The 24,526-nt window shown below is 68.5% G+C and carries 17 protein-coding genes and 1 pseudogene; 6 read left to right on the top strand and 12 right to left on the bottom strand.

The window, feature by feature from the left end; all coding sequences use genetic code 11:
• Positions 1–73: 73 nt before the first annotated feature.
• Positions 74–172 (bottom strand): annotated as a pseudogene (locus FOF48_RS35535) (IS5/IS1182 family transposase); the annotation flags it as partial.
• Between the two features lie 314 nt (positions 173–486).
• Complete coding sequence (locus FOF48_RS35540) at positions 487–948, bottom strand: hypothetical protein (protein ID WP_143909351.1); 462 nt, start codon at positions 946–948, stop codon at positions 487–489.
• A 476-nt stretch (positions 949–1,424) separates the two neighbouring features.
• Between FOF48_RS35540 and FOF48_RS35545 the strand changes: the two genes are divergently transcribed.
• Complete coding sequence (locus FOF48_RS35545; protein ID WP_143909353.1) at positions 1,425–2,621, top strand: hypothetical protein; 1,197 nt, start codon at positions 1,425–1,427, stop codon at positions 2,619–2,621.
• A 96-nt stretch (positions 2,622–2,717) separates the two neighbouring features.
• Here FOF48_RS35545 and FOF48_RS35550 read toward each other — a convergent pair whose 3' ends face one another.
• Both FOF48_RS35550 and FOF48_RS35555 read right to left on the bottom strand, forming a co-directional pair.
• A complete protein-coding gene (locus FOF48_RS35550) occupies positions 2,718–2,984 on the bottom strand; it encodes a hypothetical protein (RefSeq protein ID WP_143909355.1) in 267 nt (88 codons plus the stop codon).
• Between the two features lie 173 nt (positions 2,985–3,157).
• Positions 3,158–6,007: a fused MFS/spermidine synthase gene (locus tag FOF48_RS35555; RefSeq protein ID WP_255443046.1), complete on the bottom strand. Its 2,850-nt coding sequence runs from the start codon at positions 6,005–6,007 to the stop codon at positions 3,158–3,160.
• A 76-nt stretch (positions 6,008–6,083) separates the two neighbouring features.
• Between FOF48_RS35555 and FOF48_RS35560 the strand changes: the two genes are divergently transcribed.
• From FOF48_RS35560 to mrpC, 3 genes are all read left to right on the top strand, one after another.
• Positions 6,084–7,070, top strand: coding sequence for a sensor histidine kinase KdpD (locus FOF48_RS35560; RefSeq protein WP_143909359.1), 987 nt, complete (start codon positions 6,084–6,086; stop codon positions 7,068–7,070).
• Between the two features lie 7 nt (positions 7,071–7,077).
• A complete protein-coding gene (locus FOF48_RS35565) occupies positions 7,078–8,538 on the top strand; it encodes a sigma-54 dependent transcriptional regulator (RefSeq protein WP_143909361.1) in 1,461 nt (486 codons plus the stop codon).
• 264 nt (positions 8,539–8,802) lie between these two features.
• On the top strand, positions 8,803–9,549 hold the full coding sequence (gene mrpC / locus FOF48_RS35570) for a Crp/Fnr family transcriptional regulator MrpC (protein ID WP_014395195.1): 747 nt from the start codon (positions 8,803–8,805) through the stop codon (positions 9,547–9,549).
• 97 nt (positions 9,550–9,646) lie between these two features.
• Here mrpC and FOF48_RS35575 read toward each other — a convergent pair whose 3' ends face one another.
• Complete coding sequence (locus FOF48_RS35575) at positions 9,647–10,552, bottom strand: hypothetical protein (RefSeq protein WP_143909363.1); 906 nt, start codon at positions 10,550–10,552, stop codon at positions 9,647–9,649.
• Positions 10,553–10,676: 124 nt separating this feature from the next.
• Positions 10,677–13,607, bottom strand: a complete 2,931-nt coding sequence (locus FOF48_RS35580) for a carbohydrate binding domain-containing protein (protein ID WP_255443048.1) — start codon at positions 13,605–13,607, stop codon at positions 10,677–10,679.
• A gap of 194 nt (positions 13,608–13,801) precedes the next feature.
• Between FOF48_RS35580 and FOF48_RS35585 the strand changes: the two genes are divergently transcribed.
• On the top strand, positions 13,802–15,640 hold the full coding sequence (locus FOF48_RS35585; protein WP_143909367.1) for a DNA mismatch repair protein MutS: 1,839 nt from the start codon (positions 13,802–13,804) through the stop codon (positions 15,638–15,640).
• A 53-nt stretch (positions 15,641–15,693) separates the two neighbouring features.
• Here the strand turns inward: FOF48_RS35585 and FOF48_RS35590 are convergent, their stop codons facing one another.
• Both FOF48_RS35590 and FOF48_RS35595 read right to left on the bottom strand, forming a co-directional pair.
• The gene (locus FOF48_RS35590; RefSeq protein WP_143909369.1) at positions 15,694–16,866 is read right to left on the bottom strand and encodes a thiolase family protein; all 1,173 of its coding nucleotides are present in this window, start codon (positions 16,864–16,866) and stop codon (positions 15,694–15,696) included.
• A gap of 80 nt (positions 16,867–16,946) precedes the next feature.
• On the bottom strand, positions 16,947–19,337 hold the full coding sequence (locus FOF48_RS35595) for a 3-hydroxyacyl-CoA dehydrogenase/enoyl-CoA hydratase family protein (RefSeq protein WP_143909371.1): 2,391 nt from the start codon (positions 19,335–19,337) through the stop codon (positions 16,947–16,949).
• Positions 19,338–19,465: 128 nt separating this feature from the next.
• Here FOF48_RS35595 and FOF48_RS35600 point away from each other — a divergent pair, with 128 nt between their 5' ends.
• Complete coding sequence (locus tag FOF48_RS35600; protein ID WP_143909373.1) at positions 19,466–21,220, top strand: M1 family metallopeptidase; 1,755 nt, start codon at positions 19,466–19,468, stop codon at positions 21,218–21,220.
• A 7-nt stretch (positions 21,221–21,227) separates the two neighbouring features.
• On the opposite strand, the gene FOF48_RS35605 is transcribed toward FOF48_RS35600, so the two are convergent.
• The 4 genes from FOF48_RS35605 to FOF48_RS35615 all read right to left on the bottom strand — a co-directional run.
• A complete protein-coding gene (locus FOF48_RS35605; protein WP_143909375.1) occupies positions 21,228–22,106 on the bottom strand; it encodes a site-specific DNA-methyltransferase in 879 nt (292 codons plus the stop codon).
• A gap of 229 nt (positions 22,107–22,335) precedes the next feature.
• Positions 22,336–22,584, bottom strand: a complete 249-nt coding sequence (rpmE, locus tag FOF48_RS35610; protein ID WP_143909378.1) for a 50S ribosomal protein L31 — start codon at positions 22,582–22,584, stop codon at positions 22,336–22,338.
• 191 nt (positions 22,585–22,775) lie between these two features.
• Positions 22,776–23,234: a hypothetical protein gene (locus tag FOF48_RS36695; protein ID WP_161666577.1), complete on the bottom strand. Its 459-nt coding sequence runs from the start codon at positions 23,232–23,234 to the stop codon at positions 22,776–22,778.
• On the bottom strand, positions 23,231–24,526 hold a 1,296-nt coding region (locus FOF48_RS35615), incomplete at its 5' end, for an alpha/beta fold hydrolase (RefSeq protein ID WP_143909380.1). The genes FOF48_RS35615 and FOF48_RS36695, both read right to left, overlap by 4 nt.

Below are 24,526 nucleotides of genomic sequence, written 5' to 3' on the forward strand. Positions count from 1 at the left end.
GACACCTTCCGAGGTGCTGAACACTCATCTACGTTCACTTCAACCAAGAGGCGTTGCGACGACCGCTTGAATCCGCCTGTCGGTCAGGCACTCGCGGGTTATGACACCCCAGCGGGTGCTCCGGACGTGCCGGCAGCAGCGGCTCAATACGGCGCCACAGCTCGTCCGGCACCCGCCAGCCGTCGTCCTTCTTCACTACCCCATGGCCGCACCCTCCTACCGCTTCAACACGACTGGAGGCCGACCTTCTTCCCTACCGAAATAGGTTCTAAGCCTTTGGCTCCTCAGTCTCATCAAGGCTACCAGCAGGACGCGACTGACCGTCACCGCACCAATGCCCAGCAGGTGGGCAATCCGCATATGCACGACAGGCCCTCACCACGGATGGCCCTCATGATTGCTCGGCGCCGCGGCTCCGGAGTGGCACGCACTTCGCGCATCTCCCGAGAAGACCAGGCCTCGACGATCTCGTCAGATGAGGCCCTGCTAATCGGCGGAGTCGTCGCCACTGCTTCGCCGCGTCAGGAAGAAAGGGCCATCGTGGGCAACGACCAAGGACCAGGACAACGCGGCATCGCACACCACACACCCATCAACCCACGGCGTCCCGCCCGGCCCCCAGATCAAACTGGACAGACCACCCAGATTCGGGGGCACACCAGAAGAAAACCGAAACACCGGCACCTGCGGCTCGGACATCAAATAAAAAGAACCACCAACCTGCCGCGAATATCGAACCTCTGCCTTGGAGGCCCTTGGCACACTCACGTACTTAGACATGGAAATCGCTGCGTCACGTACGTTCCAGTCCGGCGGAATCCCAGGCAAAAAGACCATCCACCAGCGCGCACGAAACTCCGCTGACTCCTCGGGCGACAGCGCCGCCACCCCTGGATCAAGCTGCCCAATCTTCGTCATCATTCCATCAACAATGAAGGACCACCTCACCCTGCACCTCCAAAACCAACAAACAACCGTCACTACACAAGACGCACTCACGACATGATAACGCCCCCTGGAGAGTGGCCCGATTAGCCGACGCTTGAGTCAGGGCTGCTCGTCGTCACATCCACAGCGCCAACGACGTCCACAAATAATCGTGTCGTCATTGGGTCTGTTCGTGAAGGCGATGTGGACCGGGGGAATGCCAACTTCACCGATAAGCACCTCCGACTCACGCCAGTCGCCTGGGCAGCTTCCGAACCGGCTGCAGTGCCAATACGTCCCCCCTCCTGCGAAACGACAACAGGGCCAGCAGCACAGGCAACCCACACACAGACACCCAAAACTCCGGTACAAGCTCGCATCGCCCCCTATCATCCATGGCTATTCCATGGCGGCGCAGCTCTTCGCCCTGAAGCCACGGCGGCCCAATGGGGGTGCGGATTCTTGGGGCCGGGATGACCCGGTATACTCCACGTGCCATGACCTCGATGCCCACCGGAGTCGCCACCGCCAAGGAGCAAGCCACGCCGGAAGCCCCTGGTGCCCTTCGCTTTCACCGTCTGTGGCTGTTCTCTCCCCGGGCCGACCTCGCCATCCTGGGCATTCCGCTGGCCCTGACCCTCGTCGCCGCCGGCGCAAGCGCCGTCCTCGCGCCCGGGGCCGCGGATGGCGCGCACCGGCTGCTGGGCTGGACCGCCCAGAACCTCCTCGGCAACGCCACGCACGTGGTGCTTACGTTCCTGCTCTTCGGCGTGCACCGCGACGTGCTCACCGCCGCCCCCAACCAGCCGCGAACTGTCCTCGCCGGCGCGGTCGCCATGCTCGCGGTGGGCGCGGCGCTGTTCTTCACCTTCTACGTGGACCGTTCCATCCACACCTTCGCCGTGGCCGTCATCTTCAACGTCTTCGGCATGCACCACACCCTGTCCCAGCACCGGGGCCTGTGGTCGCTGCACGGCCTGCGCGGCAGCCAGGAGGGACTGCCTGCGCCCTCACCGCTCGAGCGCAAGCTCCAGCAGCTCTACGTCCCGCTGCTCCTGTCCATCCTCCTCACGCGCATCTTCTTCGTCGCCGAGTCCGCCGCCCCTGACGCCCCCGCCTACCTCGACGTGGGGCAGGGCGCCGTCCTCCCGTGGCAGACACTGCCCCTGCTCATCGCGCTCTGGCTGGGCTACTTCCTGCTGCTCTTCCGCGCCGTGCTCCGCTCCGGCACCGCCAGCGGACCCAAGGTGCTCTATCTGCTGGGCATGGCCACCGCGACCGGGCTCGCGCTCGTGGCCCCCTCCTGGGGCTACGTGATGCTCCCAGGCATGCATGGCCTGGAGTACTACGTCCTCAGCGCCCGCATGCTGGAGCCGCGCGAAGGTGACGCCCCCCGCCTCCGCCAGAAGCTCATCTGGCCCGCCATGGTCGCGTCCATGCTTCCGCTGTTCGCGCTGGGCGTGGTCCACGGGTTCCTCTTGGATGGCCCCATGAAGGGCCCGCTGGGCATCGGCGGGGGCACGCAGGCGCATCCCCTGCTCCGTGGACTGACGTGCCTCGGCTTCGCGACGGTGCTCGCCCACTACTTCGCGGATGCCTTCATCTTCCGCTTCCGCATCCCCTCCATCCGGCAGGTGATGCTGCGCCGCCTGGGCTTCTCCCCCATGCCCCGCCCGGCCTCAGGCACGCGGTAGCCGGCCGCGCACCCTTCTGGGCCCCCTGCCCCGCAAAGAAAAATGGCAGGCCCTTCCACTTGGAGGGACCTGCCATTTCCACACAACCGAGGTGGCTCAGTTGTAGGTGTTGTTCTGACCGAAGTTCTTCATCGTCTTCTTCTTCAGAGCGTCGGTCGCCAGCGCGCCGTCGTTCTGCACGTTGTCCTCACCGGCCAGCGCGGCGGCCGAGGCGCCGAACAGCTTGCGGATGTTGTCGCCGAACAGCGTGATCACGCCGATGGCGGCGATCGCGATGAGGGCCACGATGATGATGTACTCGGTCATGCCCTGACCACGGTTCTTGCGGAACTGCTTCTTCGGGGCCTTCGCGATCGCGTTCATGGGAGACTCCAGGGGTCGTTGCAGCGGTGGAGAGACACACCCTGCGGGAAGTCAGGGTCGATACGGACAGTACACCGGGCGAGCAAGCACCTCCATCCGTCATCGGGAGGATGGGGGGTCGGATCAAGGAATATCGCGGGTCTAGAGCCACTCAAGCCGCTCCAGCACATGTTTCACGGCGCGCCAGGCGCCGCCGTCGGCGCACCGGAAGTGCCTTCGCAGGCGGCCGGAGGGAGGGCCTCGCAGTAGGCCTTGAAGGCCTTCTGGAGCTTGTCGTCCTGGGGATACCGCGCCGCCACCTCCCGGCCCACCGCCAGGGCGCCCTCGGCGTTTCGCGGCGTCCACACCGTGCGGGTCGACCAGGCCTGAGCCGTCACCAGCTTCAGGTACTCCGTCACCAGCGCCGGTGAGCGCCCTCCCCGGGCCACCTCTGGCTCCAGCAGCGACGCGGCCAACGTCAGGTCGCCCTGCGCCAGCACCGCGCGGCCCAGCGCGAACGCGGACGCGGGATCCTCCGGAGCCAGGGAGCGCCACAGCGCCGCCACGCCCCGGACCACCGGATCCTTCTCCGAATGGTAACGCTCCACGTTCCGGTACAGCCCCGCGACCTGCTCCGCGGTGGGCGGGTGCTCGCGCATGTAGTCATGCAACAACAACCCGGGGCCGCTGTCCGGCGCACGGCGCTCGTCCTTCACGCGCACGTCCAGGTTCGCCAGGAAGAAGGCCACCGGCGAGGCATACTCCAGCAGGTTCTGGTCGTCCGTGTTGATGGCCCCCTCCCCCGCGAAGTCCTTCTGACCTGCCTCGGTGTGCACCTGCTTCGACAGGAGACCGAACAGGTCGTGGATCTCCACCCGGGCCAGATCCGCCTTCACGTCCGGGCGGGCCATGCGCGCGGCCACCGCCGCCGCGTCGAATGACAGAGGCTTGCGGCTGGCCACCATCACCAGGTCCTCCGGCCCCAGCCACGTCGTGGCGTGCGGGAAGGTGTCGTGCAGCGTCCGCATCACCAGCCGGACCAGCTCGCGGTTGCTCTCGTACGTGTGGATCCACTGCACCAGCACGCCGTCGTCGGTCAGGTGCTTGTCCACCAACTGGAAGAAGTCGCGCGTGAAGAGGCCCGACACGCCCGTCACCCACGGGTTGGACGGCACGCTGACGATGAGGTCGTACTTGATGGGCGCCAGCGCCATGAACGTCTTCGCGTCGTCGATGTGCACGTGCGTGCGCGGATCATCCACCGCGTTGCGGTTGTCGGCCTTGAACAACCGGGCCGCTTCGATGACCGCCGGGGAGATCTCCACCATGTCCAGCCGCTCCACCGGGTGGGCCAGCACGCTGCCCGCGGTGATGGCCGCCCCCGAGCCCACCAGGAGCACGTTCTTCGGCTCACGCGGATGGAGCAGCACCCCCAGGTGGCCCGCCATCACCTGCGTCTCGATGTCGCCCCCGTTGGTGGCGTCCGTCTTGCCGTTGATCTTCATGAAGCGCAGGTCCTCGTGCGCCAGATCCCCCACCATCACCGTGGCGAAGGTGTCGTCCGCGTAGAACCGGGGGATGATCTGCTTCTCCGTGTCCTCCACCAGCTTCGCGTAGCTCTCCGGCGGCTTCTTGTACGCGCGCACCGCCGCGATGTTGGACAGCCGCTGCGGCCACCCCTGCATGCTCCCCAACACCACCGCCGCCAGGACCGCCGCCACGCCCACCGGAGCCAGCGTGCGCCACAGCGGCACCGCGGGCGCGGACTCCCCTTCCTTCCGGGCGTTGAGCGCGCTGAACGCCAACCCCGCGGCCACCAGGTTCGCCACGGCACCCGCGATGAAGTTGCCCTGCATGCCCCAGAAGGGCATCAACACCAGCCCACCCAGCACCGAGCCGGTGAGCGTGCCCGCCGTGTTCCACAGATACACGCCGCCCAGCTCGCGTCCCACTTCGGACACCTTCGCCGTGGCCACCCGCGCCGCGGCGGGGAACGCCGCCCCCATGATGAACGTGGGCACCAGCAGCACCACGCAGCAGAACCCGAAGGTCACCGCCTGGAAGATGGGCCAAGTCTCCACCGCTCGCGTCAGCATCCACTCCGACCAGCGGAACAGGTGCGGCAGCCGCACGTACAGGGGCAGCGCCACGCACAGGCTCACCACCAGCCCCACCTGCGTCCAGCCATACAGCTTCAGCGAGTCCCCGCCCTCCTTGCGCGTCATCAGCCAGAAGCTGCCCAGGCCGATGCCCAGGATGAACGCCGTCAGGATGAGGGTGAAGGCGTACGTGGAGGCGCCCAGCACGATGGACAGCAGGCGGATCCACGTCACCTGGTACAGCATCGACGTGAAGCCCGACAGCATCACGCCGATGAGCGCCGCACGCACCGCGCGCCGTGGATAGGCCACGTCCTCCACCGCCGGCGCCGCCCCCACCACCACCGCGGGCGGGTGCTGCCTCGCCAGCGCCAGCGCCGCCAGCGCGAGGAACACGTTGAGCCCCGCGGCCAGCTGCGCGGACGCCGACAGGCCCACCAGCGGCACCAGCCGCGTGCCCGCCACGTAGACCCCCACCGCCGCCCCCAGGCTGTTGATGGCGTACAGCCGCGCCAGCTCCCGCCGCACGCTGGCGAGGCTCGCCGCGAAGTGGCGCACCAACGCGGGGAGCGTTCCGCCCATCAGCAGCGTGGGCACCACCAGCGACAGTGACGACACCAGGAGCCTGGGCGCCACCCGCAGTCCCTCCGGGACGTGCGGCGCCAGCGCCAGCCACAGGTGCTCCAGCGCGCCCAGCACATAGGGGAACGCCAGCGCATAGAGCCCCACGCCCAGCTCCAGCAGTCCGTAGAGCGCCAGCGGACTCTTCACCCGGTCCGCTGTCCGCCCGAAGACAAAGGCCCCCAACGCCAGGCCCCCCATGAAGGTGGCCAGCACCACCGCGTGCGCCTGGCCGCTGTTCCCCAGGACGTTCCCCAGGTATTTGGACCAGACCAGTTCGTAAACGAGCGCGGTCGCCCCGGACAGGAACAGGAGGGCAGCCACAAGGTTCTTCGGAGGACGTGGAGTGCTGGGCATAAGGACAGCGCGCGACGTTAACCGGTATGTTTCAGGCCCACCAATGAACGCCCAACTTCTGCAAGCCGCTCAGCTCGCCTGGTCTCCCCACCTCCGGGTGACACGCGCCGATGGCGACTGCGCCCAGGTGCTGCGCCGCGAGGCGAAGAGCCTGGTGGGCATGCCCCTGCACTCGGCGCTCGGCGTCACCCAGGAGCGCGCCCGCGAGCTGGATGCCCGCGCCCGCGAGAACCGCCGCGCGGTGGAGTTCGTCACCGTGTCCACCGGAGGAGCCTCCGGCGGCCCGCCCCCCTCCCACCTGCGCCTCATGCTGGGCATGGACGGCGAGGAGGCCGCCGCGGGCGTGCTCGACCTGGGCGCCGTCCTGGAGGGCGCACCGCCCGTGCAGATCTCCAAGCTGTCGTCGTCGCTCAGCCATGAGATCCGCAACCCGCTCTCCTCCGTGAAGATGGCCGTGCAGACCCTGGCCCGGAACACCGGCCTGTCGGACCGGGACAAGCGGCGGCTCACCATCGCGAACCGGGAGATCCGCACCATGGAGCGCATGCTCTGGCTGCTCTCCGAGTATGGCCGGGAGAGCGCCGCGAACCTGGACGCCCACCCCCTGCGCTCGGTCGTCCAGGAGGCGACCGCCATGGTCGCGCCTGAACTCGCCGAGCGCCGCATCGAGGTGGAGGTGAAAGAAGAAGGGGACCTGCCCCGCGTGCGGGTGGATCCCAACCGGTTGAGGCCCGTGCTCGCCCAGGTCCTGCTCAACGTCGCCATGGGCCTCCCCGAGGAAGGCCGCGTCCAGGTGACGCTGCGTCAGGCCGCCCCGGGCCACGTGAGCCTCATCCTGGATGATCCCGCGGCGGCCCTGCCTCCCGAGGAGCGCGGCACGCTGTTCGATCCCTTCGGCTCGCGGCTGGCGCGAGGCGCGGGGTTGTCCCTGGCCGCCCTGCGGCGGGTGATGACGGGCGTGGGGGGCGACGTGGCCGCCCAGGGGAGCGCGGAGCCGGGGATGGTGTTCACGCTGACGTTCGCCGCCTGAGAACCCCATGGAGACCCTCCTCATCGTCGACGATGACGTGTCGCTGCTCGAAACCCTCACGATGCACTTCGAGGAGATCGAGCAGGACGGGCAGCCGCGCTACCAGGTCGTGACCGCGACCAGCGCCGCCGCGGGCCTCAAGGCCGCCCAGGAGAACATGCCCAGCGTCGTCATCCTGGACATGATGCTTCCGGACCGGACGGGGCTGGAGATCATCGAGGAGATGAAGGGCCTGTGCGGCGACGCGCGCATCATCCTCGTCACCGCCTACCACGACATGGAGACGACCATCCGGGCCATGAAGGCCGGTGCGTTCGACTACATCCACAAGCCCTTCCCCGACCCGGCCGCCCTGGACCTCGTCGTGGAGCGCGCCCTGGAGTACCGGCAGCTCTCCCGCCGCGCGGACGAGGTCCACCGCGAGAACGCCGTCGTCCGCCTGGGCGACATCGTGGGCACCAGCTCCTCCATGCAGCAGCTGGTCAAGGAGATTGGCAAGGTGACGGGCAGCACCGCCAGCGTGCTCATCACCGGCGAGAGCGGCACGGGCAAGGAGCTCATCGCCCGCGTCATCCACAACTACTCCTACGACGAAGCCCGCCCCTTCATCGGCATCAACTGCTCCGCCATCGTGGACACGCTCCTGGAGAGCGAGCTGTTCGGCCACGAGAAGGGCGCCTTCACCGGCGCCGTCGCCGGCAAGCCCGGCAAGTTCGAGCTGGCCGAGGACGGCACCGTGTTCCTGGATGAGATTGGCGACATGTCGCTGATGCTCCAGGCGAAGCTGCTGCGCGTGCTCCAGGAGCGCGAGTTCGAGCGCGTGGGCGGCGTCAAGCGCGTGAAGCTCCGCGCGCGCGTCATCGCCGCCACCCACCGCAACCTCGCCGAAGAGGTCGCGCAGGGCCGCTTCCGCGAGGACCTCTACCAGCGCCTCAAGGTCATCACCCTCTTCATCCCGCCCCTGCGCGAGCGCCGTGAAGACATCTCCCTGCTCGTGAAGCACCTCCTGGAGCGCATCAACGAGAAGGTGCACAAGCGCGTCACCCGCGTGCCCCACGAGGTCATGGAGCGGCTCACGCTGCTGCCCTGGCGCGGCAACGTGCGCGAGCTGGAGAACGTCCTCACCCGCGCCGTGGTGCTCGCGCCCGGCGACGTGCTCCGGGGCGACGACCTGCCCGCCCTGGAAGCCGCCCCTCCCGGCCCAACGGATGGCTCCCGCGCGCCCGGCGCCGCCAGCGCCATGTTCGCCGCGCCCGCCGTGGACGATGTGAGCCTCATCCCCACCCTGGAAGAAGCCGAGCGGCAGCTCATCGCCCGGGCCATGGCCGCGACCAAGGGCCACAAAGGTCGAACGTGTCAGATTCTGGGAATCAGCCGTCCGACCCTTGAACGAAAGCTTCAAAAGTTCGGTCTCGCACAGGGGCATGGTCCACAGGTTCACCCTTATCCGGTGAAGGATGCTTCCTGACACTGTCCCTGGCCCGACAGTCCCGGGCCAGCCTGAACGTTTCGTTCAAACTGATCAGACTGTTTGAACGTTCTGTTTCAGGTTTCGGACACAGTGCGAAGGCTGGAACGGTGCTGTAGCGCTAAGTACCCGGCATTCCTGGAACTGTTCCCCCGGGAATAGTTCAAGTGCCCATGGCACGCCTCTTGGAATGGGCAAGGTCCGTCCGCAGCAGCAACAGCGACCTACCTTCCCCACCGCCTTTCGCTTTCCCAGGAGATTCCCATGCACGGCTTCAACCGCCCTCTCGGCCCCATCGGTTCCAATGTCGTGGCGCCGCTGCAGGCGACGTCCTCCGGGATGATGGTGACGGCGAACAAGCTGGTGCCGGGCCAGGAGGCCATCGACTTCAAGGGGTACTTCAAGGTCGAGTCCTTCCCGCACAACTCGACCATCTACCGCCCCGGCGACACGTCGGACCGCGTGTACCTGCTGAAGTCCGGCCGCGTGCGCCTGATGCGCATCGGCAAGAACAGCACCCGCTCGGTGGTGTCCATCCTGCGCCCGGGCGACCTGTTCGGCGAGCTGTTCCGCCCCGAGGGCACGCCCATCGAGGAGATGGCCGTGGCGGCGGGCGAGGCGGAGGTGTGGAGCATCGAGGGCCGTGACTTCCGCGCCCAGTTGGAGGCCCGTCCGGCCCTGGCGGTGGACGTGGTGCGCGCCTACGCGGACCGCGTGCGGTCGCTGCGCAAGCGCGTGCTGGGCCTGACCTTCAAGGAAGTGCCGGCCCGGCTGGCGGACACCCTGCTCACGCTGGTCGAGGCGCACGGCGAGCGCTGCCCGCACGGCGGTGAGACGGACCTGCGCGGCATCACCCAGCAGGACCTGGCGGACCTGGTGGGCGCATCGCGCTCCTTCGTGTCCACGCTCATCAACGAGATGAAGCGCGAGGGCGTGCTGGGCAACGTCGGCCGCATCCTCTGCGTGCGTGACCAGAAGGCCCTGCGCAAGCTGGCCTCCAAGGAGAAGTAGGCCGCGCGTCCCCCCGCCGGGGACCGCGACGTCCAACGGGCCTGACCGCGAGCAAGCTTCCGCGGCCGGGCCCGTGGTGTTTCCAGGGCCCCGCGCTTCAGAACGTGAAGCCCATGCCGAACTCGGGGCCGAAGTTCTGGCTTTGCCCCGTGGGGCTCAGCTCGGACTCCAGGAAGAGGCTGCGCAGCCCACCGCGCAGCATGAGGCTGCCCAGGTGCAGCGCCAGGCCGGCGCGCAGGTCGGCCTGACGGTAGGGAAAGGGCGTCACCTGCATGCGCGCCTCCACGTCCAGGGGGCCCAGGAGGCACGCCTCCACGGACATGCCCAGGCTGGGGCCCACGTAGAGGCGCTGGGGCAGGTCCAGGGTGGAGATGCCCACCTCCGCGCGCATGCGGACCTCCTCGCGGACGATGGGCGAATACGTCAGGTGCAGCTCACCCAGGGTGCGCGCTTCGTGGGAGTTCCCCATCAGCGACTCGCTGTCCAGCCGCACCAGCCGCAGGTCCACACCGAAGCGGCGCACGTCCCAGCCGATGGCGAAGTCCACCCCCGAGCCATGCTGGAGGGGCGCCGCCAGCACGCCCAGGTGAACGGAGAAGGGAACGGCGTGCCGCAGCGAGTCCCGGTCAGGCGGCGCGTCCGGTCCCTCCCCGTGGCCGATGTGGTGGGTGCCGGTGGCGGCGATGGCCTCGCCCAGGCCCCGGAAGATCAACTCGAAGACGGCGCCGAGGATGATGGCGGCCGCGTCATCCGACGCGCTGGAGCTGCAGCAGTCATCCGTGGAGGACACCGTCTTCGGGGGCTTGGCCGGACGGTTCTGGTTCTCATCCTGCTTCGCGTCGTCGTCGTCGTCGTCCTTGTCCGCGCCAATGGCGGACGCCTTGTGGACGGGCTTCGACGTCTCGGACGCATCCGACTTCTTGCCGAAGCGGGCCTCGGCGGGAGGCGCGGCGAGGAGGCCCACGAGCAGCCCTCCGCCCAGCACGACCTTGGGAAACGACATGGGGTGAAACCCCCTCTGTGGGACACCGCCCGGCCCGACGGAGAACCACGCGTCGTATTCAAATCCCGGGGACGCACGGAAAGTCAACCGCGCGCCCCCGGGCCGGTGCGTCACATCCCGGGCCTCACGGCTTCAGGTAGGGCCCATCCACGCCGACCTTGCCGGGTGCCGGGTTGCCCGGCAGGTCGAGCACGTACACGCGGAGGTTGCCCTTGCCAGACACCGTCGCGCTCAGCGAACCGCCCGTCACCGTCTTCACGTCGCCGGTGATGGCGTCCGTGTATGTGCCGTTGGGGATGCCGTTGAACGTGGCTCCGCCGGACACCGTCACCAGGGCGAAGCTGTCCACGCCCTTCGCCGCGTCGGTGAAGCGGCGCTTGTAGGCCATGGCGCCGGTGATGCCTTCGGTGGAGTACTGCCCCTTCTGGAGCGCGGGGATGCGGCGGCGCAGCTGATTGAGCCGCTGCACGTGCTTCACCAGGGGCTTGCTCAGCGTGGTGGCCACCGCGCCGGAAGCGCTGACCACCACGCCGAAGTCGCTGGCGGTGACGCTGCCCTCCAGGTTCGCGCCGTAGTAGGCGCGGCCGGTGGTGGCCAGCGCGCAGGTGGGCCCGCAGTCGATGGGCTTGCCCGCCTGGAACTCGATCTCCGACCCGTAATACAGCGTGGGGATGCCCCGGAACGTCCACATCAGGCTCATGTTCTCCGCCCAGGCATCCGTGCCCCCGGCGTAGCGCGTGGAGGACTTGTTGGGGCCGTAGTCGTGCGAGTCCACGTACACGACGTTGTAGGTGGCGTCGTTGTAGCTGTCGTCGGAGTCCTTGCCGTTCCAGAAGGCGTTGCTCGCCTCGCCGAAGTTCATGTGCATCCGCATGTCGATGACGCTCATGCCGGAGAACTGGCTGGCGTCCGGCGCATGCCATGCATTGCCTTGAAGGAAGGCATTGGTGGAGGTGGGCTGGTTGGCCGTGCCCTGCGTCTGCTCGTAGTTGTACTGCTCCAGCGCCGCCGCCACGTCGTCACTGCTGTATGTCTTGCGCTCCTTCCAGGTGAAGAACTGCGCGGAGTGGTTGGGCGAGCCCCGGTTCCACTTGTCGTTCACGAAGGAGCCCACTTCGCCGAACATGAAGAAGTCACGGCCCTTGGCGCCGAACTTCGCCTCCGCGTGGGAGTGCGCGGCCGGCAGGAAGCGGCGGTTCCACGTCACGCGGGGGATGTGCACGGCGGTGTCCACGCGGAAGCCATCCACGCCCATGTCGATGTAGCGGTTGTACACGTCGATGAGGAACGCCTGCACGGTGGCGTTCTCCGTGTTGAAGTCCGCCAGGTCCTCGTGGATCCAGCAGCTGCGCGAGTCCTCCCCCTCCCAGTTCCCAATCCAGCACTGGTGGAAGAGGCTCGCGGGGAACATGCCGGTGGTGGGGTTGGGCCACTGGCAGTTGTAGATGCGGTAGCCCTCCTGGCTCGTATAGGACGTGGGCACGCCCCAGCTTCGGCAGGTGTTGCCCGCGGGCTCCGGCGTCGACCAGAGGTCGCCGTTGTAATAGGACTTGCCGGTCGTGGGCTCCACCGTGAGGCCGTCGTACTCAAAGCCAGCCACCGGCGCGTCGTAGTACCAGCTCCACTGGCTGTCGCGGACGCCATACACCTTCGCGGTCCACAGCCCCTTCGCGCCCCAGCGGCTGGAGTGGTTGTAGACGACGTCCTGGATGATCTTGAGGCCCTTGGCGTGGGCCGCGTTGATGAGGTCCTGGTAGGTGGCGCCCGAGGACTCCAGGCGCGGGTCCACGCGGTAGAAGTCCCAGCCGTGATAGCCGTGGTAGTCATAGTCGGAGCGGTTGAGCACCACGGGGGTGATCCAGATGGCGGAGAAGCCCAGCGCCTTGATGTAGTCCAGCTTCTGGATGAGCCCCTTGAAGTCGCCCCGGAACATCGGGTCGTTGTTGGCCGCGTTGCCGGACTTCACGTGCATGCTGCCGCCGCGGTTGTTGTTCGCGTCGCCGTCGTAGAAGCGCGCCGTCATCACGAAGTAGATGGAGTCCTCGCGGATGTCGCCGCCCAGGGGCGTCCCCGGCGCGGGAGGCGGAGGCGCGGAGCCCGTCTTGGCGGAGGCGGCGCTGCTCGCCGCGGACGTGTTCCCCGCCGCGTCGAAGGCCTTCACCGTGTAGCTGTAGGTCGTCAGGGCCTCCAGGCCGCTGTCCGCGTACGCCGTGCCCGTGACGGTGACGCTCTTCGTGCCCAGCGTGCCGCCCGTGCGGGTGAGCGTGTAGCCGGTGACGCCCCGGTCGTCGGTGGACGCGCTCCAGGCGACGCTGATGGCCGTGCCGGACGCGGTGGCGGTGACGCCCGTGGGCACCGACGGCGGCGTGGTGTCCGGCGGCAGGACCACGCATGGCGACGCGGCGTTGGCGGTGACGACGCCGTCCTTCACCGTGATGAGCCCCATGCCCAGGCTGTAGTCCACGCCGTTGTTGTTGTCCCAGACGCTGCCGTTGTTGAAGTCCGCCTTCATCCCGGTGGCGGAGCCCAGCGACACCGTCTTCTTCACCCAGTCCGTGCAGGCCGTCTCGTTCATGGGGATGCCGGGCGGCGTCGTCCACGTGCCCCCCGTGGGCGAGTAGTGGAAGTTCACCGCGCTCCAGCCCCGCGTGCGCGTGTAATAGAAGACCTCCGCGCTGTGGGTCCCCGTCGACGTGCAGGGCGAGCCGGCGTTCGCCAGCACCTGGCCGTTCTTGACCTGGTGCGTGCCGGACGTGGGCAGGAGGTAGTTGCCACCATTTCCGGCGGCGTTGTCCCAGTGGTTCTGCCCATCGTTGAAGACAGCCTGGAAGGTGCTGGCCGTCCCGGTGGTGATGACCCGCACCGCCCAGCCGGCGCACTCCGTGGACATCAACGTCCCCGGCACGCTGGTCCAGGCTCCCCCCGCGTCGTGGTGGACGTAGGCCGTGCCCCAGCCCTTGTACGGCGTGTAATAATAGACAGTCGCCGTGCCAGCGAAGGCCGCTTGCGTGCCCAGGAGCAGCGCCAGCAGCGCGCTCCACTTCCAACCCTTCATGGTCATGTGTCCCGTCCCTTCACGCGCGAGGAGCGCGCGTGAGACAACCGAGACACCGTATCAGCCATAGAACAGCAAAAGACGGATTCATAGCTATTCCAGTTCGGCGGCTGTTCTCGATTGGCGGCGAGGCATGACGGGGTGCGTTGTGCGCTTGCCCTCGGGCGGAGGGCCGCACAGCATGCGCGGCCATCGTGCCCGCCCCTACCGAGCCCTCCAGTCCCCATCGCACGTACACCGACCGCCGCGCGGCCGCCCAGGCGGACCTGGCGGACCTGGACCGCGTCAGCGCCCGGTACGCCAACCTGCGCACCGTGGCCTTCGTCGTGGCCGCGTGCATCGCGGTGCTGACGTTGCTGGGCCGGCTGCCGAAGCCCTGGTGGTGGGCGGCGCTGGGCGCCCTCGCCGTCTACGGCCTGCTGGCGGTGCTGCACCACCAGGTGTTCCTCAAGGAGCAGCGCGCGCGCCTGTTCGCGCTCCTCAATGAGCGCGGGCTCGCGAGGCTGGAGGGCGGCTGGCATGCCTTCACCGACACCGGAGAGCGGTTCCTCTCCCCCAACCACCTCTACGCGACGGACCTGGATGTCTTTGGGCAGGGCAGCCTCTTCCAGCTCATCAACGAGACGGCGACCCGCGCGGGCGAGGAGCGGCTGGCGGCGTGGCTGTCCTCCCCCGCGGGCGCGGAAACGGTGGTGACGCGGCAGGGGGCGGCGCGGGAGCTGGCGCCGGCCGTGGACTTCCGGCAGGAGCTCTGCGTGGAGGCCCGCGTGGTGGCGAAGGACAAGGCGGACCCGGGCCTCTTCATCCAGTGGGCGGAGGCCGGCCCCTCGCTGGAGGCCATCCGCTGGTCTCGTCCGCTGGCGGTGCTGCTGCCTCCGGTGACGCTCGCCCTGTTCATCCTGGGAATCGTGGGCGTGCTTCCCGAGAGCGCCGTGTGGCTGGGGCTGCTCGCGCAGCTGGTCATCGCGGTGGTGACGCGCCGCACGCTGAGGCAGATGGACGAGGCCGTGGAGCGGGGCGAGCGCGGCTTCGTGCGCTACGCGTCCCTGTTCGAGCGGGTGGAGCGGCAGGCCTTCGAACACCCGCGCCTGAAGCAGCTCCAGTCCGGCCTGCGGGCGCAAGGGGGCCCTCCGGTGTCGGAGCTCTTCCGGCGCTTCAGCCGCCTGTACTCGCTCATCGAGTTCAAGCGGCACCAGTTCCATCCGCTGGTGCACTGGCTCACGCTCTGGGACATCCACGCCCTCTTCGCCCTGGAGGGCTGGCGCGCCGCGCACGGCCGCGACGTGCGCCAGTGGTTCGAGGGACTGGCGGAGCTGGAGGCCCTCTGCTGCCTGGGAGGGCTGGCCCATGACCGCCCGGCCTTCGCCTGGCCCCAGCTGGAGGGCCAGGGCCCGCGCCTGGAGGCCACCGCGCTGGGCCACCCGCTGTTGGACGCGCCCGTGCCCAACGACGTGTCCCTGCCCGGCGCGCGCCACGCGCTGCTCATCACCGGCTCCAACATGAGCGGCAAGACGACGCTGATGCGCGCGGTGGGCGCCAACGTGGTGCTGGCGCTGGCGGGCGCGCCGGTGTGCGCGGCCACCTTCCGGCTGTCTCCGGTGCAGGTGCTCACCAGCATGCGCGTGAAGGACTCGCTGGAGCGCGGCGTGTCGTACTTCTACGCGGAGGTGCAGCGGCTGAAGCTGGTGCTGGACGCCGCGGACGCCGCGAAGGGCCAGGCCCTCTTCCTGCTGGATGAAATCCTCCTGGGCACCAACACCCGCGAGCGGCAGATCGCCTCACGCGAGGTGCTGCGGCTGCTGCTCGCCTCCGGCGCGTGCGGCGCGGTGACGACGCATGACCTGTCCCTGGCGGTGCTGGCGGACGAGCCGGGCTCGCACGTGGTGAACGTCCACTTCCGCGACCACCTGGAGGACGGGAAGATGGTGTTCGACTACCGGCTCCGGCAGGGGGTGGTGGACACCACCAACGCGCTGCGGGTGCTGCGCCTGGCGGGCATCCCGGTCCACGACCCGGACGCCCCGGCCTCCTGACAGTCCCCTTCGGCGCCCCCTTCATGCGACAGGGGGCGCGAAGGTGAAGCGGATTACTTCGCCAGCTCCACCAGCGCCGCGGCGCCCATGCCGCCGCCGATGCACATGCTGACGACGCCGTAGCGGCCGTCGCGGCGCTTCAGCTCGCGCAGGATGGTGGCCACCATGCGCGCGCCGGACACGCCCAGCGGGTGGCCCAGGGCGATGGCGCCGCCGTTGGGGTTCACCTTGTCCTGGGGGATGCCCAGCTCGCGGACGCAGTACAGCGCCTGCGCGGCGAAGGCCTCGTTGAGCTCGAACACGCTGATGTCCTCGATCTTCAGCTTGTTGCGCTCCAGGAGCTTGCGGATGGCGGGCACCGGGCCCACGCCCATGATTTCGGGCGGCACGCCGGCGACCACGTAGTCCACGAAGTAGCCCAGCGGCTTGACGTTGAGCTCCTTCGCCTTCTCCTCGCTCATCACCACCGCGGCGGCCGCGCCGTCGGTCAGCGGCGACGCGTTGCCCGCCGTCACCACGCCCTTGGCGTTGAAGGCCGGGCGCAGCTTCGCGAGCCCTTCCACCGTCGTCTCCGGACGCATGATGGTGTCCACGGACACGGTCACCTGCTTCTGGGTGCCGTCCTCGTCGAACATCGTCGTGGTGACGGGGAAGATCTCCTCCTTGAACTTGCCCTGCTCACGCGCGGTGGCCGCGCGGCGCTGGCTCTCCGCCGCGAACTTGTCCGCGTCCTCACGGGTGACGCCGTAGCGCGACGCGATGTTCTCCGCGGTCGCGCCCATGGAGGTGTAGACCTCCGGCAGCTTCTCCATGATCTCCGGGTTGGCGGAGACCTTGTTGCCGCCCATGGGCACCATGGTCATGGACTCGGTGCCACCGGCGATGGCCACCTGGAGCATGCCGGACTTGATGCCCTGCGCCGCCTGCGCCACCGACTGCACGCCGGAGGAACAGAAGCGGTTGATGGTCATGCCCGGAACGGTGTCCGGCAGCCCGGCGAGCAGGCTCGCGTTGCGGGCCACGTTCATGCCCTGCTCCGCCTCGGGCATGGCACAGCCGAGGATGACGTCCTCCACGTCCGCCGGCTTGAGGCCGGGGACCTGGGCGACGGCTTCCTTGATGGCAAGGGCCGCGAGCGTATCCGGACGCGTGTCCTTGAACTCTCCCTTGTGGGCGCGGGTGAAGGGGGTGCGCACCGCGCTGGCAATCACGACTCGACCGGACATGTCAGGTGTCTCCCTGCCCGGACAGCGTCCGGGCGTGCTTCAGATTTCGTGTCTGGAAACCCATTCGTAAACGCCTCGCGCTAGTTGCGCAGGGGCTTGCCCTTCTCGAGCATGAACATCATGCGGTCCTGGGTCTTCTCCTCGCCGATGAGGCTCAGGAACGCTTCCATCTCCAGCTCCAGCAGCCTGTCTTCCGTCACCAGCACGGAGGGGCTGGTGTCGCCGCCGGAGAGCACGCGCGCCAGCTTCTGCGCGATCTTCCGGTCGTGGGCGCTGATCTGATTGTTGAGCTGCATGTCGTACAGCATCATGTCGATGGTGGCCGCGCCGTTGGGGCCCGGCAGCCGGAAGCGCGTGGGACGCGGCGGGCGGAAGCCGCCGTTCGCCAGGCCCAGCACGCGCGACTTCGCGTCCGACAGGAGGAAGTCGCGGTTACCCGTGATGCCGTCCTGCTGCGACAGGAAGCCGAACTCGCGCGCCTCTTCCGCGCTCGTCGCCACCTTCGCGGTGCCGATGGCCAGGAACACCTTCTTGAGGAAGGGCAGCGCGTCGAAGTCCTTGTCCGCCGCGTACGCGCCGAACACGTTGCGCAGCAGCATCATGGTGCCGCCGCCGCCCGGGATGAGGCCCACGCCCACTTCCACGAGGCCCATGTACAGCTCCGCGCTGGCCTGCACCGCGTTGCCACCCATGGTGACCTCCGCGCCGCCGCCCAGCGTGAGGTTGAAGGGCGCCGTCACCACGGGCACGGGGCTGTAGCGCATGCGCTGGTTGGCCTGCTGGAACGCCGACGCCATCTTGCGGATGGAGTCGAAGTCCTCGCTCTTGGCCGCCATCAGCATGGCCATGATGTTCGCGCCGGCGGAGAAGTTGGAGCCGTCGTTGCCGATGACCAGGCCCTTGAAGTTCTTCTCCGTCTCGTCGAGCGCGGTGTTCATCATCGCGATGATGTCATCGTCGATGGAGTTCATCTTGGAGTGGAACTCCAGGAGCGTGGCGCCGTCGCCCATGTCCCACAGCGTGGCGCTGTCGTTCCCGGTGATCTTCTTGTTGCCGCGCTTCAGGTACTCCACGCGGAAGGTGCGCGCGTTCTCCACGACGGGCTTCACCGACTTGGACGGGATGTCCCAGTAGGTGTCACGGCCGTCCTGCACGCCGTAGAAGGACGTGCGGCCCTTGGCCAGCATCTCCTCCACCCAGGCGGCGGGCTTGAGGCCCAGCGCCTTCATGCGCTCCACGCCCTTCTGCACGCCGTACGCGTCCCAGACCTCGAAGGGGCCCAGGTCCCAGCCGAAACCCCAGCGCACGCCGCGGTCCACGTTGACCACGTCGTCGGCGATCTCCGGGATGCGGCGGCTGGAGTAGGCCAGCACGTCCAGGGTGACGCGCTCGGCGAACTTGCCGGCCTTGTCGTCCGCGTTCATCACGGACGCCACGCGCTCCGAGACGTTCTCGATCTCCTTCGCGGCGCCCAGCGAGTCGAAGCGCACCTTGGCCTGCGGCCGGTACTCCAGCGTCTTCAGGTCCAGCGCGAGGATGTCCTTGCCGCCGGAGGAGCGGTCCTTCTTGTAGAAGCCGCCGCCGGTCTTGTCGCCCAGCATCCCCTTCTCCACCATCTTCTGGAGGAAGTCGGGGGCGGCGAAGACGTCGCGCTCCTCGTCGTGGGTGAGCGTGTCGTAACAGTTCTTCGCCACGTGGGTGAACGTGTCCAGGCCCACGATGTCCGCGGTGCGGAACACGGCGGACTTGGGGCGGCCCATGGCCGGGCCAAAGATCTTGTCCACCTCTTCGATGGACAGCTCCGACTTCTGCATCTCGGAGATGGTCCGCATCATCCCGTACACGCCGATGCGGTTCGCGATGAAGTTGGTGGTGTCCTTGCCGTAGACGATGCCCTTGCCCAGGACCTCTTCACCGAAGCGGTGGATGGCGTTCACCACCGCCGGGTCGGTCTGCTGGCCCGCCACGAGCTCCAGGAGCTTCATGTAGCGCACGGGGTTGAAGAAGTGGGTGACGAGGAAGTTCTTCTTGAACTCCGCGCCGCGCCCCTCCGTCATGCCCACGATGGAGAGGCCGGACGTGTTGGAGGAGATGATGGCGTCCTTGCGGGCGTGCTTCTCCACCTTGGCGAACAGGGCCTGCTTGACGGCCAGGTCCTCCTTCACCACCTCGATGATCCAGTCACACTCCGCCAGGCGATGGAGGTCGTCCTCCAGGTTGCCCACTTCGATGGCCGCGAGCACCTGCTCGGACACGATGGGGCTGGGCTTCGCCTTGCGCAGGTTGGCCAGGGCCCCTTGCGAGAACTTGTTGCGGAACGCCTTGGAGGCGGTGTCCTCGCCCGGCGCGGCCTTGGGCGGAACGATGTCCAGCAGCAGGGCGCGCACGCCGGAGTTGGCCAGATGCGCGGCGATGCCGCTGCCCATCACGCCAGCGCCAAGCACCGCCACTTTTCGGATCCGGGTCGTCATCGGAAATCGGCTCCCTTGAAAGGAAGTAGGGGACTGCACAAATGTAGGCGATTGACCCGGAAGTCAACCGGCATTGCCGTCGGGTGTGCTCGCCAGGAGGTCGCCTCCCCGACTACAAGTCAGCCCCCATGGCTCGCCTCGACCCACACTCGTACAACGACAGCACGCAGCCTGAGACCGAAACGCTGGACTGGAAGGCCCGCGTCGATTTCCGGACGCGCCGCCTGCACGCGGAGGCCACGCTGACCCTCAAGGAGGCGTCAGCAGGGCCCCTGGACCTGGACACCCGCGACCTGGACATCCGGGCGGTGGTGGATGCCCAGGGTCGTCCCTTGCCCTACATCCTCTCCCCCCCGGAGGCCATTCTGGGAAGCCGGCTGCGCATCGAGCTGCCCGCGGGGCTGAAGCAGCTGACGGTGCGCTACCGCACGTCCCCGGAGGCGAGCGCGCTGCAGTGGCTGTCCCCGTCGCAGACAGCGGGAGGGCAGCAGCCGTTCCTGTTCAGCCAGTGCCAGGCCATCCACGCGCGCAGCGTGGTGCCGCTGCAGGACACGCCCCGGCTGCGCATCCGCTACCGCGCGTCACTGCGCGTGCCCAAGGGGCTCAAGTCCGTGATGGCGGCCTCGTTCGTGGGCCGCGAGGAGCACGGCGTGGAGGCGGAGGAGCACTTCGAGATGCCGCAGCCGGTGCCGCCGTACCTGCTGGCCTTCGCGGTGGGGAGCCTCACGTCGAAGGAGCTGGGGCCGCGCTCGCGGGTGTGGGCGGAGCCGGAGGCGCTGGAGGACGCGGCGGACGAGTTCGCGGGCGTGGACGACATGCTGCGGGCCGCGGAGTCGCTGTTCGGGCCGTACGACTGGGAGCGCTTCGACCTGCTGCTGATGCCGCCGTCGTTCCCATACGGCGGCATGGAGAACCCGCGCCTGACGTTCCTCACGCCCACGCTCATCGCGGGGGACAAGAGCCTGGTGAACGTGGTGGCGCATGAGCTGGCGCACTCGTGGACGGGCAACCTGGTGACGAACGCGTCCGCGGAGCACTTCTGGCTCAACGAGGGCTTCACGGTCTTCGCCGAGCGCCGCATCCTGGAGGCGCTGGCGGGGCCGGAGGTCGCGGCGCTGCACGCGGCGCTGGGGCGCCGGTCGCTGGACGAGGCGCTGCACCACTTCCGCGCGCACCCGCAGCTGACCGCGCTGCGCACGCACCTGTCGGGCGTGGACCCGGACGAGGCCTTCTCCCAGATTCCCTACGAGAAGGGCTACCTGCTGCTGCGCGCGCTGGAGGACGCGGTGGGTCGCCCCGCCTTCGACGGCTTCCTGCGCCGCTACCTGGCGACGTACCGGTTCCAGGCGCTCACCACGGAGGAGTTCGTCCGCTTCACGGAGAAGGAGCTGCCGGGCGCGCTGGCGAAGGTGGACGCGGAGGCGTACCTGAACCGTCCGGGCGTGCCCGAAGGCGCGCCGCGGCCCCACTCCGCGCGGCTGGAGGCGTTGGACAAGCTGCGCGGGAAGGTGCCGTCCGAGGAGGACGTGAAGGACTGGACGCCCACCGAGTGGCAGCTCTACCTGGAGTCGATGCCGGCGGACGCGGCCCGCGACGTCTTCCAGGAGCTGGACGCGCGCTACGCGCTCACGCGCAGCCGCAACTCGGAGGTGCTGGTGGCGTGGCTGGTGGCGGCGCTGCGCGCGGGCTTCGAGCCGGTGCTCCCCCGGGCCGAGGAGTTCCTGGGCGAGGTGGGCCGGATGAAGTACCTGAAGCCGCTCTACAGCGTGCTCACCTCGTCGCGCGACCACCGGAAGGTGGCGCGCGCGGCGTTCGAGAAGCACGGGGCGCGCTACCACCCCATCGCGCGGCAGGGCGTGGAGCTCATCCTCGCGCGCGCGTGAGGCCAGGCTACTTCAGGGCCGCGTCCAGGCGCTTCTTGGACAGGGTCAGGTACTCCGGGTTCATGTCGATGCCCACGTAGCGGTGGCCGTGCTTCAGGGCGGCCACGCCGGTGGTGCCGCTGCCGTTGAAGGGGTCCAGGATGAGCGAGTTCTCCGGGCAGCTCGCCTCCAGGATGCGCTCCAGCAGGGCCACCGGCTTCTGGGTGGGGTGGCTGCCGAAGGCCTTCTCCTCGCCGCGCGGGGCGGTCTGGGTCCACATGCGGCCGGCGCCGTCGGCGGTGAGCTCCTCGTCACCGTTGCGCGGCAGGGCCCACACGTCGCGCATCTGCTTGCCGCCGTTCTCCTGCTTCATGCGCTGGTAGTTGAAGACGTGCTGGAGCTTGCCGCCGGACTTCGGCGAGGCCCAGATGAGCAGCTCCGTGGAGTGCGTGAAGTAGCGGCACGCCAGGTTGGGGCTCGCGTTGGGCTTGTACCAGGTGACGGTGTTGAGCAGCTTGTAGCCCAGCTTCTGCATGGCGAAGCCGGCGTTGAAGATGACGTGCTGGGTGCCGCTCACCCACAGCGTGCCGCTGGGGCGCAGCAGGCGCTGGCAGGCGGCGAGCCACTTCGTGGTGAAGGCGTGGTCCTCCTCCACCCCGCGGGAGACGTCCCACTGGCCCTTGGCCACGGAGACGCGCTTGCCGTTCTTGCAGGTGGTGCCGCCGTTGGACAGGAAGTACGGCGGGTCCGCGAAGATGAGGTCGAAGGACTGCTCGGGCAGCTGGGCCATCAGCTCCAGGCTGTCGCCCTGAAGCAGCGTGTAGGCCTCCCCGCGCTTCGCGAAGACGCTGTCGTTCTGGGAGCGTCGGACAATCTTCAGGGCAGGGGCAGCAGCTTCCGCGAACATCACGCCTCCGTCTTTGGGACAGACGTCTTTGGGACGCGGCGGACTGTGCGGTCACTTGGGTGCTACGTCTAATTTCCTGCCTGTATTTGGCTGTAGCACCGGAAGCGCGCTCGAAAACTTGACGCACGCGGAGGGTTGAAACACCGCGAGCAGGGCGGGAGCGCCTCTGTCTTTCGAGGCCCTCCACGACCTGCTCGTGGGTTACCGCGGATGCTGTCGAACGGAAGGACTACGCCTTCTCGGGCTCGGCGGCCTTGGCGCCCTTCTTGGCGGCCGGCGCGTTGTTCGCGTACTTCTTCTTGAAGCGGTCGATGCGGCCGGCCGTGTCCAGCAGCTTGTACTTGCCGGTGAAGAACGGGTGGCAGTTCGAGCAGACTTCCACGCTGAACGAGCCGCGGGTGGACTTGGTCTCGACGACGTTGCCGCAAGCGCAGGTGATGCGGGCGGGCGGATAGACCGGGTGCAGTTCGGGCTTCATGTGCTTCTCTCCAGTGCGCCTTGCCCCCACCCAGGATGGGTTGGGAGGTCCAGCGTTGTAGGTGGGTCGGGGCTTATAGCGACCGCCACGCTCTTTCTCAAGGATGCGCGAGGCCCCCGGGGGTTTCCCCAGGGCCGTCCCCGGGGGAGGAGCCCCCGGACCCGGCCGGGGGACGGCCAGGGGGGCGGGGGCTAGGTGGGACTGGCGGTGGCGGCCGGGGGGAGGGCCTTCGCCGGGGGGGCGGCCCGCCACAGGCGCTTCGCGGTGAGGGCCATGAACAGCCCCATGGTGCCGTTGAGGTACAGCCAGGCGATGTGGAGGTGGTGCTTGGTGGTCCAGAACCACACCATCATGGCCAGGTTGAGGACGTAGACGAGCGCCACCACGCCCAGCGCGGAGAGGATGCCCGCCCGCCGCTTGAAGATGAGCAGGGCGATGGTGAGGGGGTTCAGGACGGTGAACAGCTCGTTCACGACCACGAACGGCATGGGCTGGGGGTCGGCCGGATCATTGGCGAACAGACCGAAGGTCTTCACGATGTAGACGTGCGCCAGGGTGCCGACGGAGAAGCACACGAACCAGACGGCCAGGATGAGGCGGTTGGGCCATGGCGAGCCCGCGCGGGATGTCTCAGATGTCTCAACGGTCATGACTTCTCCTCCAACAAGGCCTCGCGTAGCAGCGCGGCCACGTGTCGCACGTACGGCTCCTGCATGAGCTGGTGGTGTCCCCCAGCAACGTCCTTCACGTCCAGTCCCCCCCGCACCAGGGGCTCCCAGCCGCGGTGGCGGGGCACCCCCGGGGTGGGTGGCGCCTCCGTGGCGGCGAGGAGCAGCGCCGGGCCCTCGTAGGGCCCCGGGACGTAGCGGTCCATGGCGCGAAGGTTGGCCTGGTAGACGCGAAACAGGGCGCGCAATTGCTCGCGGCCGGTCGCTTCTTCCAGGAGGTGGGCCTGGATGCCCACCGCGAGGAGCGTGCCCAGCATGGCCTCGTCGTCCATGCCCTCCAGGGCCTCCTCCGACACGGGCAGGGTCAGGGAGAAGGCCTGGGCCACGGTCTGGGCGAAGGCGACGCGCACGCGTCCGTCGGGGTCCTTCGCCTGGGCCTCTCCCGGAGGCGGCTGCACCCCGGGAACGAAGGCATCCACGAGCGCCAGGAGCCCCACGGACTGCCCCTCCGCGCGCAGTTGCCGGGCCATCTCGTAGGCGATGGTGCCGCCGAGCGACCAGCCCGCGAGGAGGTACGGCCCTTCTGGCTGTTCGGCGCGGACGGCGGCCCGGTACAGGGCGGCCATCTCCTCCACGGTCTCCACCACGGCATGGCCGGCCTGGAGCCCTCGGGCCTGGATGCCGATGACGGGCTGGTGGGGGCCCAGCAGCCTCGCCAGCTCCGGGTACGCGAGCACGTTGCCGCCACCCGGGTGCACGAGGAACAGGGGCCTGCGTCCCGCGTCACCCTTCTCCAGCGGAACGAGCGGAGACCATCCTCCTGCTTCGTCGCGCAGCAGCTTCGCCAGTTCCTCCACGGTGGGATGCTGGAACAGCGCGGCCAGGGACACGGGGTGCCCCAGGTGCTCTCGAAGCGCGGCCACCATGCGGACCGCGAGCAGGGAGTGGCCGCCCAGCGCGAAGAAGCTGGTACGCACACCGACAGGCCGCACGCCCAGGACCTCCTCCCACACCTTCGCGAGCTGGGCTTCCAGTGCGTCGCGAGGCGCGACGAAGTCCTCGGCCCGGGACGCGGAGACGTCCAGATCCGGCAGCGCCTTGCGGTCCACCTTGCCGTTCGCGCTGAGCGGCAGTGCGTCCAGGACGCCGATGGCCGACGGCACCATGTACTCCGGTAGCCCCTTGCGCAGCGCCGACTCCACCTCCCTCGCGTCCAGCCTCCTCCCCGGCTTCGCCACGAGGTACGCCACCAGCCGCTTGTCTCCTCCCACCTC

Source organism: Corallococcus sp. Z5C101001, from assembly GCF_007352635.1.
Classification (GTDB): domain Bacteria; phylum Myxococcota; class Myxococcia; order Myxococcales; family Myxococcaceae; genus Corallococcus; species Corallococcus silvisoli.

Coding starts and splice junctions, on each gene's coding strand:
- FOF48_RS35545 (WP_143909353.1), top strand. CDS start 1,425: ATGACCTCGATGCCCACCGGAGTCGCCACCGCCAAGGAGCAAGCCACG.
- FOF48_RS35550 (WP_143909355.1), bottom strand. CDS start 2,984: ATGAACGCGATCGCGAAGGCCCCGAAGAAGCAGTTCCGCAAGAACCGT.
- FOF48_RS36695 (WP_161666577.1), bottom strand. CDS start 23,234: ATGACCGTTGAGACATCTGAGACATCCCGCGCGGGCTCGCCATGGCCC.
- rpmE (WP_143909378.1), bottom strand. CDS start 22,584: ATGAAGCCCGAACTGCACCCGGTCTATCCGCCCGCCCGCATCACCTGC.
- FOF48_RS35565 (WP_143909361.1), top strand. CDS start 7,078: ATGGAGACCCTCCTCATCGTCGACGATGACGTGTCGCTGCTCGAAACC.
- FOF48_RS35575 (WP_143909363.1), bottom strand. CDS start 10,552: ATGTCGTTTCCCAAGGTCGTGCTGGGCGGAGGGCTGCTCGTGGGCCTC.
- FOF48_RS35590 (WP_143909369.1), bottom strand. CDS start 16,866: ATGTCCGGTCGAGTCGTGATTGCCAGCGCGGTGCGCACCCCCTTCACC.
- FOF48_RS35560 (WP_143909359.1), top strand. CDS start 6,084: ATGAACGCCCAACTTCTGCAAGCCGCTCAGCTCGCCTGGTCTCCCCAC.
- FOF48_RS35595 (WP_143909371.1), bottom strand. CDS start 19,337: ATGACGACCCGGATCCGAAAAGTGGCGGTGCTTGGCGCTGGCGTGATG.
- mrpC (WP_014395195.1), top strand. CDS start 8,803: ATGCACGGCTTCAACCGCCCTCTCGGCCCCATCGGTTCCAATGTCGTG.
- FOF48_RS35600 (WP_143909373.1), top strand. CDS start 19,466: ATGGCTCGCCTCGACCCACACTCGTACAACGACAGCACGCAGCCTGAG.
- FOF48_RS35605 (WP_143909375.1), bottom strand. CDS start 22,106: ATGTTCGCGGAAGCTGCTGCCCCTGCCCTGAAGATTGTCCGACGCTCC.
- FOF48_RS35580 (WP_255443048.1), bottom strand. CDS start 13,607: ATGAAGGGTTGGAAGTGGAGCGCGCTGCTGGCGCTGCTCCTGGGCACG.